The sequence below is a fragment of the Bifidobacterium callimiconis genome, assembly GCF_003952005.1.
Lineage (GTDB): Bacteria > Actinomycetota > Actinomycetes > Actinomycetales > Bifidobacteriaceae > Galliscardovia > Galliscardovia callimiconis.
This window is the reverse complement of sequence record NZ_QXGJ01000005.1, coordinates 143,606-157,441: the sequence shown is the minus strand read 5'-3', so window position 1 is coordinate 157,441 and position 13,836 is coordinate 143,606. Positions and strand designations below refer to the sequence as shown.

Sequence of the window (13,836 nt, the reverse complement as noted above, 5' to 3'; positions counted from 1 at the left end):
TCCTTGCCTACGCGCCGCGTGCATGCGCGCCCGTATATCCCGATATCTATCCCGATATCCCGGCCGATACCCCGGCATCCCGATCACCGGGATCGGCCTAATATCACGCGGGCCGGGCGAGCCGCGTGACACGCGCTCCAAACCGTTGCAATTCCAACGTTTTGAAAACCGTATCACGTGGATCGCCCGGCCCAAGCGACCGCAACCCGGCCCAAGCGACCGGATCCGCCGACCCTACTTGCCGAGGAACTCGTTCGTGGCCACGTCCTTGGCCTGCGGCGTGGTGTCGACCGTGTTTCCCTTGCTGTCGGTGTAGGTGTGCGCTTCGGAGAGGAAGTCGAAGTACTTCTGCGTCTCCACGAAGTCGTTGGTGCCGAGCACGAACTCGCCGGACTTGATCTTGGCCGGGTCGCCCCAGTACTGGCCGTCGACGATCACGTGCATGCTCTTCTTGACGAAGTCCTCCTTGAGGTTGGCGTCGGGCGCCTCCTTGACGAGGATCTTCGCGGCGTCGTCCGGGTTGGAGTATGCGTACTCGTAGCCCTTCTGCGAGGCCTGCACGAACTTCTTCACGAGTTCGGGATCGTTCTTGATGGTCTTGTCGCTGGTGATGATGCCGATGGAGTCGGCGTTGCCGGGCACGCCGTAGTCGGGCTCGGTGAAGCAGTTGAGCTTCGGGCCGTACATGTCGGCCTGCACGCCTTCCCAGGTGGCGTAGAAGCCGCCGAAGTCGGCCTTGCCGGAGCTGAGCGTCTGGAACGTGTTGGTGCCGGCGGTCACCTTGTCGAACTCGCCCTTGCCGCCGTCGAACTGGATCATGCGGCGCACCACGGCGTCGGACTCGTTGGATCCGAACGTGGCGAAGGTCTTACCGTCGAGGTCCTTGGGGCTCTTGATCTCGGTGTTGCTGGCGAGCGCACACCAGATGGCGCTGGGCTTCTGCTGCACCTGCATGACCTGCTTGATCTTGGCGCCCTTGACGCTGTAGTCGGCGGTGTTGGTCATGTTGGACAGCGCGAAGTCGGCGGCGCCGTTGTTCACGGCCTGTTCGGCGCCGGCCTGGGCCACGGCCACGATGTCGACGTCGAGTCCGGCGTCCTTGAAGTAGCCCTTGTTCTTGGCCACGTACACGCCGATGTGGTTGGTGTCGGGCGCCCAGGAGAGCATGAATGTCACTTTTTTCAGTCCGTTGGCGCTGCTGTCGGCGTCGTTGGACGATCCGCATGCGGCGAGCGTGCCGGCGAGGCCGAGCGCGGCGGCCACGGCCACGGCCTTGCGCAGCATGCCGGAGAGACGACCGAAACGATTGGTACGACGATTCGTCATGATGATTCCCTAGTTCTTCCTCGGATATCGTTCTCTGGGAGTGCCAGACGGGAACAGGGCAGAGAACGATATGGAGGGCCCGGTCCCCGCTCGCCCAATGTCCCCGAACGGTTTGACGACGTCGGTTTGCCACACATTGGCGGTGAAGCGTGACGATTATAGGGCGAAGACGGCGACATGGGTGGGTCCGGTCCCGGGGCCTCCGCATGGGTCCGCAAACCGGGATTCACAGCGCCAAATACCCGTTTCCCGCAATTCACAGCGCCAAACACCCGCGAATGCGCTATGACAACGGGTGTTTGGCGCTGTGAATCGCGGATATTCTCGCATGATGGAACGGTTTCGACGGTTGGTTTCACTGTATGGAAGGCCGAAAGCCCGTCTGCAAAAGGAAAACCCCGGCGGGAGGAAGAGGACCGCCGGGGTGAAGAGGAAGAGAGGAAGAAGAGATTCAATTATGAGGTTGAAGTTATGCGTTTTCAGTTATGTCCGCTGACCGGGAGGCTGTGTGAGGTTGATCACCCCGATCGGTGGTTGTCATCGGTGTTGTTCCGTTGACAGTTCTTATATAACCGCCGTTTTCTTGGAGAACCACCCCACCAGCCTCCGCATTACTGAACAAAATGCTTGTAATGCTTTTCACAGAAGCTGAAAGAACGCTGAGATGGCGGGGCGGCGATGCAGGATATGGGCAATGAGGACGTCCAAGGAGGATTCAGGAGATCCCCTAGTGCCGAAACGACGTTCGTGCCGCGTGGGGAGATCCAGGGGACGAGGATTCGGGGACTCCCCTCAGTCCGCCGTACGGCGGACAGCTCCCCTCATCAACGAGGGGAGCCAGAGCCTAAAACCCAACACCGGCATATGAGTCCCGACACCAGAAGCTCCCCTCCCCGCCGGAGGGGAGCTGTCGGCGCAGCCGACTGAGGGGAGGTCGCCCAACCCCGTCGGCGCCCCGTCTTCCGCGTGATGCCGTCAGCCGCGGACGACCACGTTGCGCAGGTCGCCGATGCCTTCCACGTGCACGATCGCCTCGTCGCCGGGGCGCAGAGTGCCGGACGCGTTGGGCGTGCCGGTGAGGATCACGTCGCCGGGCAGCAGCGTGGAGAACTGGGAGATGGCCGCGATCTGCGCGGGGATGGAGTGGATCAGTCCGGCGGTGGTTCCGGCGGCTTCGGGCACCACTTCGCCGTTGAGGCTGAAGCCGATGTGCGTGTTGGCCCAGTCGAGGTCGGTCTGGATCCACGGGCCGAGCGGGCAGGAGGTGTCGAATCCCTTGGCGCGCGTCCACATGGGGTCGAAGCCCTGCACGTCGCGCAGCGTCACGTCGTTCACGCAGGTGTAGCCGAGCACGTAGTCCATGGCCTTTTCGACGGGCACGTTCTTGGCGATGCGTCCGATGATCACGGCCACTTCGGGCTCGTAGTTCATGTCGTTGGAGAAGCTGGGGATCACGATCGGATCGTCGGGTCCGATCACGGAGGTGGACGGCTTGGTGAAGATCACCATCTCCTCGGGTGCGACCTTGATGTCGGACAGGCCCTTGTTGGCCATGAATTCGGTGTGCGCCTGATAGTTCTTGGCCAGGCCGAACACCTTGGACGGGATGATGGGGGCGAGCAGACGGATGCCGTCGGAGTCCACGGCGTAGCGTTCGCCGGTGGGCTTGACCTCCTGGGCGCCGAGCGGGAATCCGTCAAGGGCCACCAGATAGTCCTTGCCGTCGTTCTCGTCGGTCTGCACGAATGCGTAGCGGACTTTGTCGTTGAGGGAAAAACGTGCGATTCTCATACGACCAGTGTATGCCGTGGTCCGTCGTTTACGCCGTCAGCCGTCAGCCGTCAGCCGCCGGCCGCCAGTACGACGCCGGCCGCCAGATCACATTTCAGCCGAGTCGGCCGGGTCAGTCAGGTCGGCGCCTGCGTTGTGATCGCCGATCTGCTGCGCGTTCGCCTGACGGGCGACCCTCTCACGCATCTCCTTGTCGCGTTCGGCGAGCGCCTGCTTCTGCTGACGGACGAGCTGGCGGCGCAGGGAGCTGAGTTCGTGTTCGAGTTCGTCGATGCGGTTGATCTGTCGTTCCAGCAGCTTTTCGTAGGACATGCGGAACGGTTCGGATTCCGCGCTGACCACGCCGGCCGCCTCTTCGGCGATGGTTTCGGGCGTGAGTTCGCCGGATTCCTCCATGGACGGCATGATGGTCTTGCGCCAGCGGGCGATGCACCGTTCGATGCGCTTGTAGCCGATCACGCTGGAGTCGAGTCCGGCCTCGCGGAAGATCACGGCCGGGGAGTCTCCGGCCGCGTAACGCCGCATGCAGTGTCGCTTGAACGACTCGGAATAGGTGACGCGTCCGTCGACCACCCGCTCCACGGCAGGCAGCGAGCGCAGATATGCCGCCTGCTTGCGCGTAAACTTCTTACGCTCCATCATGTCCATCCTCCTTTGCCACGCAGGAAAACCACACGCTCGGGGGACCGTTCCCCGCACGGCAACTATCACCCCCCCCCGTCAGGAATGACGGGAGCCGGTGCCTGTTCGATTCACCTCTGTCTTCGTTGTGCAGCACTCCTGTGGTTATTCAAAAGTGTGCGTTGGGAATCCACCTGATAATACACCACGTATCGATGACCCCTTATCAGTTAGTTATACCCCCGTTTTTGACATCTCAAGCATGAAGTGATGTAAAAAATGTAATCTTCGTCATATTTTTGGTGAAATTTGAACTCTGAACCACCCCGGTCGAAGATTTCAACGAGGGTATTTGACAAGGGGGCAATGTGGTCGACACCCACCCTGTCACACCCTTTTCACGGCGTGTTCCGATCGTATGCGGACGATTGAAAACGAAAACGATCGACTTCGATCGCCTCGCAGCAAAAAGTATCACCACGAACCACGGTTGCGGATCGCACCGCTCGGCCTGCCCACAAGCTCCGTATATATATGGACATACGTCCGCGATTCGATCACCGAATGGTCGCCGGACGATCACCGGATCGGCATAAAACGATCGAATCACAAATACGATGATGACGTCATGAAAGCGGTGGCGACCGCCACAATTTCAGCGCAACCGCCGCAGTTCAACGCGACCGGCTGCGATCAGCCGCTGCAATTGCAATCCGGCTGAACGCGGCTCGAATGAAGGTCTTGATAAACACGGCTGGCGGCCGTCCGACAGCACCCCATCAGCCGCCCGGCGGACGCCCGTCAGATGAATGCGCGCTCGCCGAAGATGGCGGTGCCCACGCGCACGATGGTGGACCCCTCGCTGATGGCGATCGCCATGTCCTGCGTCATGCCCATCGACAGCTCGCGGCAGTCGGCGAGCGCGGAATCGCCGGATGCGAGCAGTGCGTCGCGGGTCTCGCGCAGGTGGGCGAATCCGCGGCGGATCACGGCCTCGTCGTGCACGTGCGCGCCGATGGTCATGAGGCCTTCGAGGTGGAGGCCGTCGAGTTCGGCGATCTGCGCGGCCAGGTCGGCGGCTTCGGTGGGTTCGCAGCCGGACTTGCTTTCCTCGCCGGATTCGTTGACTTCGAGCAGTACGCCAACGGTGATGCCGCGGGTCACTGCACGCTTGGCGATCTTCTGCGCGAGGGCGAGGTTGTCCACGGATTCGATGGTGGTGACGTGCGGCAGCACCTTGTTGATCTTGTTGGACTGCAGCTGGCCGATCAGGTGGAACGGCAGCGGGGTGAGATCGGCGGCGGACGTGTTGCCGAGAGCCTCGATGGCGGCCTGCGCGTCGTCGGTGCCGGCGTTCATGGCCTCGCCGAGCGCGAATCCGCGGCTTGCGCACTGGCGGACGAGGCCGGGGGCCTTGACTTCGATCTCCTGCGGACGGTTCTCGCCGATCATGCGCACGCCGGCGTCGATGGCGGCCATGATCTCGCCGACGTCACGCGTTTTGGTGGCGGCGAGCAGTCGCACGGATCCGGCAGCACGGCCGGCGCCGGACTCAGCGGCGGCGATGCCGTCGAGCACCTTGTGTACGCCGTCGGCGATCTGCTGTTTGCGCTCGTCGTCGATCGTCTCGTTGGCCAGATTCTTGTGCTCCATGTATGCAACCATCGCGGTCCGCTTCCCCTTGTCGTATGCCGTTGTCATATGCCTCGCCGGACGTCGCTCGCGTGGAAGGTGCAGGCGTCGGCAAGGCTACTGCACGCTATGCTAGTACGCTTTGCGACGTTGCCGCACCACCCGATCAGCTCGTGCATGATCCATCCGATCGATGCGACCGATACGATCGGCGTGAGGTGTTCCGTTATGCCATGCAGGAGAGCACGGCGGCGCCGTGATGGAAGAACGTCGGCAGCGGAAGGCTCGCCAGAGTGGAGACGACGCCTTCGAAACTGTCATAGAGACGCCCCCCCCCCGGGATGTTTCGGAGTCGGCGGTTGTCGTGGCAGCCGGATTGGCAATTGGCGTGGGAGTAAGGTCCGTCAGGCCGTTCACCTCGGCTGCGCGACCGGCGCTGCCGTCACTGTGGTCGATGGCCGCGAGCACTTCGGTGCGCAGTTCGGCCACTTCGTGTTCGAGTTCGGCGATGCGGCGCACCTGCTGGGCGATCAGCAGGTCGCGAAGGTCACGGCGGCCGGAACGGACGACCAGATTCGGCGAGAACGCCTCGTCGGAATAGTCGTCGCCGGTCTGGGCGTGATTGTCGGCAGTGCTGGCGGAAGACGAGGATGCGGACGATGAGGACTCCTTGGGAGCACTTTCCATGCCGCGCCAGCGTGAAATGCAGCGTTCGATGCGCTTGTAACCGATCAGCGCCGAGTCGAGTCCCGCGTCACGGAAGATGCGTGCCGGGGATTCGCCCGCCGCGTATCGGCGCATGCATTCGCGTTTGAACTCCTCGGTGTACCGGATGCGGCCGTTCGATACGCGCGCCACGGCCCGCAACGACCTCAGGTAGGTGATCTCCTCTTGGGTGAATTCACCGGTTCTCATGAGTTTCCCCCTCATATGGATTTTTGCCAGGTTTGCGCGTGAAAACCGATGCGCGCGCATTGCAACGCCCGTCATGACTCGCGGGCCTTGCGTTATGGGATTGATGCGGACGCGGCGGCGATGTTGCGATGGGGCGCTGCCGACGGCGGGGCGCATCATGATGATGTCTGGGGACGCAACGTTGCGAAACCGGCTGCAGCGCTTTATCTCATACGGCATCAGATCTGTTTTGCATTATACCCCTCAAACCCCTCTCGCCATACCCCTTTGAAGCGGGGTGATGATTGACTTTTCAGGACTTTCAGGGATGATGTGGAATGCATTGTCCACTGGATGCACGAATGGCCGGGATCGAATGATTAGTTCGACCCCGGCCTTTCGGCGGTTTTTGCACTTCCCCTCCATCGGAGGCCACCTCATAGGGGGCTGCCAGACCGAGGGAGGCTGTCCTCCCCCACGCGCTCCCTCCAAGGGAGGGAGCTGCTGTCGTGCCAAGCGTGACCACAGAGGGATTCCTCCGTATCGTGCTCCCTCCATGGGAGGGAGCTGTCACGCAACGCGTGACCGAGGGAGGGCTACGCGCCTCTCAGCGCCCGATCACTCAGGCGTGCAGCGCAGCGTTGGTGCGACGGGACTTGGCGTACACCGTGGCGGCGGCGCCAGCCAGCATCACACCCAGAGCCACGAACATAGCAATGCCCGCGGCACCGGTCTTCGGCAGCTCGGAAAGGTTCTTCACGTTCTTGACCGAGTAGCCGGCATCGGTCGTCGCATTACCGGCAAGACCGAAGATATCGGTGCCCTTGATGTTGGTCACCTTGCCGCCGGCAATGGTCACTTCAAAGGCGGCAGCAGTGTGCTGGTAGCCGTTCGGGAAGGCGGTCTCGGTAACGGTGTAGGTACCGTCGGCCAGACCCTTGAAGCTCACAGCACCGTTGGCCGCAGAGGTAGCGGTGGCGGAACCCGGCTCGGCCGGAGTCGCACCGCTGTCCTTAGCAGCGATGGTGAAGGTGGCACCCTGCAGGGCATCGCCCTGAGCGTCGGTCTTGGTGAAGCTGAATCCGGCGTTGGTGATGGAAGTGGTGTCCTCAGCCTGAGCGCCCTTGTCGGAAAGCACGACCTTGTTGGTCACGGCCTTGTCTCCAGCGGCTTCAGCTTCAGTGACCTTGGCGGTGTACGTAAGGGTAATGGCCTTGCCGTTGTTGACGTCGAGCACGGCCTTCTTGATCGTCACGGTGAAGGAACCAGCCTTGTTGGCGGTGACGGTGTAGTCGGTATCCTTGGTCAGCGCGTCCTTAACGCCGTCCACGGTGACCTTAAGGCTGTCAACGTTCACGGTCTGGCCGGCAGACGGGGTATCGGTGTAGGTGTAGTCGTAGTCGGTGTAGTACTGCGTGTTCTGCGGCAGCTTGCTGGAGATCGTGTAGGTCACGGTCTGACCGACGGACGCGGTGGTGGACTCCTTGCCGTTGACGAGCTTGGTCACAGCGGTGATCTGGTTCTTCAGCTGGATGGTAGCGCCAGCGGTCGGATCAGTCAGGACACCGCCCTTGATGGAACCGGAAGCAACGAGGATGGCAATGGTCGGAGTCGCATTGACGTTGGTGCCGGTGGAATCCTTATCGAGGAACAGGTACACGCCAGCAGGCAGCTCCACTGTGGCGGACTTGCCGGACTGATCGGCCTTCAGCGTCTTCTCAGTGGCATTACCGAGCTTGTCGGTGGCGGTCTTCAGGGATTCCACAAACTTACGGGAAGTGGAGGTGTTCGCCCACGCTCCATTAGCATCAGGCTGATCCACATCCAGCTTGCCGTTGGACAGCGCCCACTGCATGTAGTCGGTCACATTGTTCGGAACCTCAGCGCCAGCGGCGGTCAGCGCTGCCTTGATGGCAGAAACATCAGTAACGGTGGTGGCGGTCTTTACACCGTAGGTGGCAGAATCACCACCGTAGTTCACGTAATCGGCCAGCTTGTAGGCTTCAAGCGTACGACCGGTCAGCTGCTTGGTATCGGTGGCGGTGAAGGTGAACTTGGCATTATCCGAAACAACAGTTTCAGCCGCGTTGGCGGTGGCGGCGCCGAAGGCCATGCCACCGAGCAGGGTCGCCGCAGCAGCGACGCCCGCGAAAAGCTTCCTCAACTTCATGAGAAAACCCTCTCTTTCCTTACTTGATATTTCTTATGGGTCGCGGAGGCGGAAGACTCACGCCTTCCACGACCGCAAATCTTGTTCTGTTCGGAACCGAACCTCACGCCATCTGACGCTTGCGCCACACCGCGTAGCTTGCTCCGGCCATCGCCAGCAGCACACCGCTGGCAACCAGCCAGGCCCGTCCCGTGGTGCCACCGGTTAGCGGCAGCTGGGACACAGCCACGTAGGCATTGGTGAAGGCTGCGGCATCCACGGACTTGCCGTCGGTGATCGCAGTACCGTCATCGGAAGCCGTCGGCGTGATCGTCACAGTCGGCGTTTTCAGCGAACCGTCATCGTTGGCTTCCACCTTCACCGTCACGGTGTAGGAGGCCTGTGAGTAGTGCAGTCCCTTGATGTCGCCCTTGGTTTCGGTAACCACGTACTTGTAGTCACCGGTCGCGTTGTAGGTGATCTTGCCGAAGTTGGCGGTCTTGGTCTTGTCCTGTCCGGTCACGGCCGTGGACTTGTTGTCAATCGTCACCGTGGTCGGATCGGGCAGCGGCGTGTTCTTTGCGGAATCGTCGGCGGCCTTGATCGTGAAGCTGAAGGAATCGTTGTTCTTCCAGTCACGACCGGCAAGCGTCTTATTCACCGGAATCTTGCCCTCGGCCAGATCCACCGTGTTACGGGTGTTGGTGACCGTGGCCCCGTAGGTCTTCACCGTGTCGTTGTCGGTCCACAGATCCGCAGCCTTAATCGTCACGGTCTGGTCCTTGTACGATGCGGTGTATCCGTTTACCGGAGCTTCCTGCAGGTAGTAGGTGCCGGGGGCAAGCTTCTCGAACGTGCCAGCCCACTGCCCGTCCTCACCCTTCTTGATGGTGAGGCTCTTGAACGGATTGCCGGTTGCGGACTCGCCCTTGTACAGGTCGACCGTCACCGAGGCGTTGCCGTCGGCCGGAGCGGATTCGGCGGGCTTCCAGTTCTTGGTCACCTTGATGTTGCCGCTCTTGGCCTGAACCACCGGGTGCGGGTACAGCTCGGTGTCAGTACGACCATTGGCGGTATAAGTGACCGTCGCCGAATCGTTGCTGTGGAAGCCGGACTGATCGGAAGAGGTCGTATTGCCGGCAATATCGGTGTCCTTATCACCGGTGGCGTTATACCCCTTGGACTCATCGACGTATTCGTCATATGCGGTCTGGGTGAGTTCCACATCGTAGGCAAGCGTGTACGTGTAGCCCTTTTCCAGCTTGTAGCCGGAAGCAAACTGCACCTTGACAGTGCCATGGCCTGCCTCGTTGAAAAGGATCGTGTACTTGCTCGAGTCGAGGGTCACGGTCTTGCCGCTGGAGTCCTTGACATTCAGCTTCACTCCGGACTTCACATGCTTGAAGCCATTGGCATCGGCTTTGCCTTCCGTCACGATGTTGTGCTGCTTCACGTACTTCGACAGCGTATCGGTGATGGCCACGTTGGTGTACGAGGATCCGGTCACGATCTCTTGCTGAATGTCGGAGAAGATCTTGTTCAGGTCACTGGCGTTCGAGGCCGCCTTGTAATAGTCGGCGTTCTCGGCGCGAGCGCCCAGAGTCTCGTAGGTCGTCGCATACGGGTAGTTGCTGGAGACCGCGTTCATGTACGCGTTCGTATTCGTACTCGTATCGGACGGATCTGCGCCGCTGAAGACGCCGATGCTGTACACAGTCGTATCGTCGTTCTTCAATGCGCCAGCCTTGAGAATGGCATTGTTGGCCACGTCGTCCTCAAACTCGCTGTTCGCAGTAGGCTTGCCATCAGTGAAGAAGATGACCACCTTTTTGGCGTCCGCACGAGCTCCGTTGGCTTCGGTCAGGCTTTCCTGGGCCTTGGCAAGGCCATAGTCAGCTCGCGTTGCGCCGCCCGGATTAAGAGCATTTACGCTCGTCTTCAAACCACTGAGGTTATCGGTAAGCTTGCTGACGATCTGCGAATAGTTGTATGTATACCGACCATCTCGGTATGTATCATCGCCGACGTTGTCGTTCTCATCACCAGCAAACTTCACCAGAGCAATCTGGTTCTTCTCCGCACCGGCAGGCAGCGATTCGTTGGCCTTTGCCGTGGCATCGATGAATGCGTTAGCCGCGTTCTTCAGAGCGCTGATTTTGTGGGTCGAATCACTGTTGGAGAATTGATCATCCATCGATCCCGAAACGTCGAGCACGAGGCTGATGTCCAGCGGGGTGGTGACAGTCTGGGTCGACTCGGTGGAGTTGCCCACCACGTCGAGGTTCAGCGTGTACGTACCGTCATTGTTGCTCTTGATGCGCTTGTGATGCTCCGGAGCGCCGAGCTTCGGGGACACGACCCACTTGCCGTGTGCGGAACCGAGTGCGTTGACCTTGGCGGTTGCGGTCCAGGTCTTGGTCGACTCGTTGTACTGGGCGGCGGAGGCGCTGGTGCACTGCTGTGAACCGTTCGTGCACGCGAACGTCACCGTGTACTTGCTCGGATCTGCGCCGGTGAGGGTGAAGGTCACGCCCTTGGCGGAGTCCTGTTCGGAAAGCATCTGGATGACCTGGCTGTTGGAGCTGCCGGCACCGGTCTGCGTAACGGACTCGGAAGCCTTGTCTTCAGTGGTCACCGTGGCGGTGAAGGATCCAGCATCGCCGTTGGCGACGCCATTGGACCTGATCTCAGTGTCCGCGGAGGCGGTCAGCACGCCGAACACGACACCTTCCTGATTGCCCTGCAACTTGACGGAGACGCTACTGGGGTTATCGGTCTTGAACAGGCGAATGCCCTGAACCTGTCCGTTATCACCGCTGTCCTGGTTCTTGCCGACGCATGTGACCTCTCTTGTGCCCTCGCCGGACACATCACACATGCCATAACCTGCGGACTGTGCGAAACCGTTGATCGCCACATCGGACGTATAAGTCATGGACTCGTGCTCGGCCGTGCTCTCGCCATCGGCCATGACCAGCGAATACTTGACGTTGGACGCATCCGCGCCATTCTTCGTCAGTCGAATGTTGCTCAATGCAACCGTGCCGGAACCCTGTTTCATCTGGCTGGTGTACAGCACCGGTTTGCCCTTACCGGCGATGCCGGCATACAGTTCCTGGCCGAATGCGGCGTGGCCGCCGTCACCGGTCGACCAGCTAATGGGAGCGGCGGTCGCGCTCAAAGTCTGACTGCCGCCACCGCTGGTGTACTTGGCAGTGAACGACAGCGTATATCCGCCGCCAAGATCGATGGTCATATCTCGCGTAGTGCCGCTCGACTGGTTTTGACCGAACGATTCCATATCGATCCAGCAGACGGGCTGGAGCAGGCTCTCGCTGGCATACGTGCAACCGGCCTGCGATGCGGCGGCGCGCGCCTGTGGGGCGGCGGCCACGGAGGCGGGGGCCGGGGTGGCGGCGGCCTGCTTGTCCTTGGAGACGACCTTGCTGTCGGAGATGGCGGCATCAGTCGTGGACTTGCCGGACTTGGAGGTTTCGGTCTGCGCCGGAGTGGACGACTTGGTCGCATCCGACGCGGAGGTGGAATTCGCGTCCGAGGTCTTCTGATCGGACTGCGTCGTCTGCGTCTGCGACGTGGACGACGACGGAGACTCGGTCGTAGCGGCGATGGCCGTGCCGCTTACGGCAACGGCTAGGAACATCGCCGCGGCAGAAGCGACTGCCACAAGGCGGGCCCCAATACCCCCTACCCTTCCTGGCTTCTCGTTCTTCTTCATTCTCGTCATGTCTTCTTCCTGCGCCTTGCCGGGCGCTAGATTGCAGCAGTGCCATGCACCCCTACGCATGCTCATGCCGCATAACAGTGCCAACAGAACGGCACTGTAGACTGAAGCCCCCTACCCCACGCCACCCCTTATATACCCACTAACTTTCGTGTCGCACCCCCATTGGCGGACACTTGGGCTACGGATGGCAGCGATTCAGACATGCACCCCCGAGTTAGGGAAAAGTCGTTTTGAGGCTCGAAAATTCACCTCATTGCAATAATCGGGGGCGCGATTGTGCGCGACGGTGCGCGCTTTTGAGGCAAAGTTTGGGGAGGTGAATGGAGGGAATCCCTCCCTCAGACCGCCTGCGGCGGCCAGCTCCCTCCCTCGGAGGGAGCACAGAATTATAGGAAGACTACCAGCGGTGGGGCCAGAGGCTGGCGTGGTGCATGGCGCGCCAGGGCATGCGGCGCAGACGACGCAACAGCGTCACGAGGAACCAGCCGGCGGCCAGCATGATCGACGCGGTCATGATTCCCGCGGTGCGACCGTCATGCAGATCGTTCGGGTCGGGCGCGGGCACAGGAATCGCCACGCGATGTCCGGACACAAGCAGACGATGCGTGTTCACACCGTACGGCGTGCACGTCATCAATGTCACGCGATCCTCCCCCGGCACGATCTTCAACTGCGACGTGTCATTCGGCTCGATCACCGTGATGCGATCCACCTCATAGCCCAGCTTCTCACCCATCACCTCAACGTAGAAAAAATCACCGTTCTTCAACTCATCCAGACGCGTGAACATCATCGCCTCCACCAGACCACGATGTCCGGTGATCACCGAATGCGTCGACTTGCCGCCCACCGGCAGGCTCGACCCATACAGATGTCCGGCGCCCGACGCGAGCGCCGTCTCGGACGTGCCGTGATAGATCGGCAGATCAATCGACACCTTGGGAATGCGGATCGTGCCCATCACGCCGTTACCAGAGTCAAGCAGCGACTGGTATTCCTTATCCTTCGACGAAGCGGAATCCTCGTCGCTCGCCTTGGAGCCGCCGGCGGCCGCCGTGAACGGATCCACCGCCTCGCCGAGCACCGGCTGGCCGGACGCCGCAAGCCGCTTGTTGTACGCCTTCGCCGCCTTGAACGCCTCCTCGGCCTTCGGATACGGCCAGCCGGCCACATGCTTCTGCGCGTCGCTCGACGTCTGCGCCAAGCGCTGCGCCGACTGATATTGCAGCGCCAGCGGGAAGCCCGCCACGCACACGGCGGCGATAAGCAGCAGCGCGGTGATCACGCGCATGACAATGAGATTGCGGCGCAGACGACGCTGATTCTGAACGACGTCGGTGATGTCGATCGCCTCGTCGAACGGAGTGGGTACCCACGCAGGAGTAGGGGAGACGGCGGAAGCTGCCGACGCGGAAGCCGACGCCGACTCGCCGCCCGCATGACGGCCACCGGACCTTGCGCGCCGAGAGGAACGACCACCGAACATTACCGACTCCCATCCATAAGCATTTGTGTCGGCTACGTCAGACATCTCCCGACGGTCATACCGGCCGTATCCTTCGTGTCGTTCATACCGGACACGGCGGCAACCGGGAGGTCACGCAGCACAACGCCACAATCCTAACGCCGGCGCCTCCTTTGCCATACCCCCGTTCGCAAATAACGGCAATTCGCGGAG

9 protein-coding genes are annotated in these 13,836 nt (G+C 61.2%); 1 reads left to right on the top strand and 8 read right to left on the bottom strand.

Features of this window, described 5'->3' with window-relative positions; genetic code table 11:
• Positions 1–234 precede the first annotated feature (234 nt).
• The 3 genes from D2E23_RS06220 to D2E23_RS11705 all read right to left on the bottom strand — a co-directional run bounded on the left by D2E23_RS06220 (position 235) and on the right by D2E23_RS11705 (position 3,759).
• Positions 235–1,284, bottom strand: a complete 1,050-nt coding sequence (locus D2E23_RS06220; RefSeq protein WP_126030148.1) for an ABC transporter substrate-binding protein — start codon at positions 1,282–1,284, stop codon at positions 235–237.
• 1,017 nt (positions 1,285–2,301) lie between these two features.
• On the bottom strand, positions 2,302–3,117 hold the full coding sequence (locus D2E23_RS06215) for a fumarylacetoacetate hydrolase family protein (protein WP_126030105.1): 816 nt from the start codon (positions 3,115–3,117) through the stop codon (positions 2,302–2,304).
• 87 nt (positions 3,118–3,204) lie between these two features.
• Positions 3,205–3,759 carry a hypothetical protein gene (locus D2E23_RS11705; protein WP_206432004.1) on the bottom strand — a complete coding sequence of 185 codons (555 nt, stop codon included), beginning with the start codon at positions 3,757–3,759 and terminating at the stop codon, positions 3,205–3,207.
• A gap of 397 nt (positions 3,760–4,156) precedes the next feature.
• On the opposite strand from D2E23_RS11705, the gene D2E23_RS06205 reads away from it, so the two are divergent.
• Positions 4,157–4,459 carry a hypothetical protein gene (locus tag D2E23_RS06205; RefSeq protein WP_126030104.1) on the top strand — a complete coding sequence of 101 codons (303 nt, stop codon included), beginning with the start codon at positions 4,157–4,159 and terminating at the stop codon, positions 4,457–4,459.
• Between the two features lie 80 nt (positions 4,460–4,539).
• Here D2E23_RS06205 and D2E23_RS06200 read toward each other — a convergent pair whose 3' ends face one another.
• From D2E23_RS06200 to D2E23_RS06175, 5 genes are all read right to left on the bottom strand, one after another.
• Entirely contained in the window at positions 4,540–5,403 is an 864-nt protein-coding gene (locus tag D2E23_RS06200) for a YggS family pyridoxal phosphate-dependent enzyme (RefSeq protein WP_126030103.1), read from the bottom strand.
• 99 nt (positions 5,404–5,502) lie between these two features.
• Positions 5,503–6,285, bottom strand: coding sequence for an HTH domain-containing protein (locus D2E23_RS11700; RefSeq protein ID WP_206432003.1), 783 nt, complete (start codon positions 6,283–6,285; stop codon positions 5,503–5,505).
• Positions 6,286–6,886: 601 nt separating this feature from the next.
• Positions 6,887–8,434, bottom strand: coding sequence for a SpaH/EbpB family LPXTG-anchored major pilin (locus D2E23_RS06190; protein WP_126030102.1), 1,548 nt, complete (start codon positions 8,432–8,434; stop codon positions 6,887–6,889).
• Positions 8,435–8,537: 103 nt separating this feature from the next.
• The gene (locus D2E23_RS06180; RefSeq protein ID WP_164520714.1) at positions 8,538–12,098 is read right to left on the bottom strand and encodes a DUF7604 domain-containing protein; all 3,561 of its coding nucleotides are present in this window, start codon (positions 12,096–12,098) and stop codon (positions 8,538–8,540) included.
• A gap of 457 nt (positions 12,099–12,555) precedes the next feature.
• Positions 12,556–13,644: a class C sortase gene (locus tag D2E23_RS06175; protein WP_126030099.1), complete on the bottom strand. Its 1,089-nt coding sequence runs from the start codon at positions 13,642–13,644 to the stop codon at positions 12,556–12,558.
• Positions 13,645–13,836: the final 192 nt, after the last annotated feature.

Bases quoted from the DNA above. Each gene is read 5' to 3' on its own strand.
- D2E23_RS06220 (WP_126030148.1), bottom strand. From the start codon at position 1,284: ATGCTGCGCAAGGCCGTGGCCGTGGCCGCCGCGCTCGGCCTCGCCGGC.
- D2E23_RS06215 (WP_126030105.1), bottom strand. From the start codon at position 3,117: ATGAGAATCGCACGTTTTTCCCTCAACGACAAAGTCCGCTACGCATTC.
- D2E23_RS11705 (WP_206432004.1), bottom strand. From the start codon at position 3,759: ATGATGGAGCGTAAGAAGTTTACGCGCAAGCAGGCGGCATATCTGCGC.
- D2E23_RS06205 (WP_126030104.1), top strand. From the start codon at position 4,157: ATGCGGACGATTGAAAACGAAAACGATCGACTTCGATCGCCTCGCAGC.
- D2E23_RS06200 (WP_126030103.1), bottom strand. From the start codon at position 5,403: ATGGTTGCATACATGGAGCACAAGAATCTGGCCAACGAGACGATCGAC.
- D2E23_RS11700 (WP_206432003.1), bottom strand. From the start codon at position 6,285: ATGAGAACCGGTGAATTCACCCAAGAGGAGATCACCTACCTGAGGTCG.
- D2E23_RS06190 (WP_126030102.1), bottom strand. From the start codon at position 8,434: ATGAAGTTGAGGAAGCTTTTCGCGGGCGTCGCTGCTGCGGCGACCCTG.
- D2E23_RS06175 (WP_126030099.1), bottom strand. From the start codon at position 13,644: ATGTTCGGTGGTCGTTCCTCTCGGCGCGCAAGGTCCGGTGGCCGTCAT.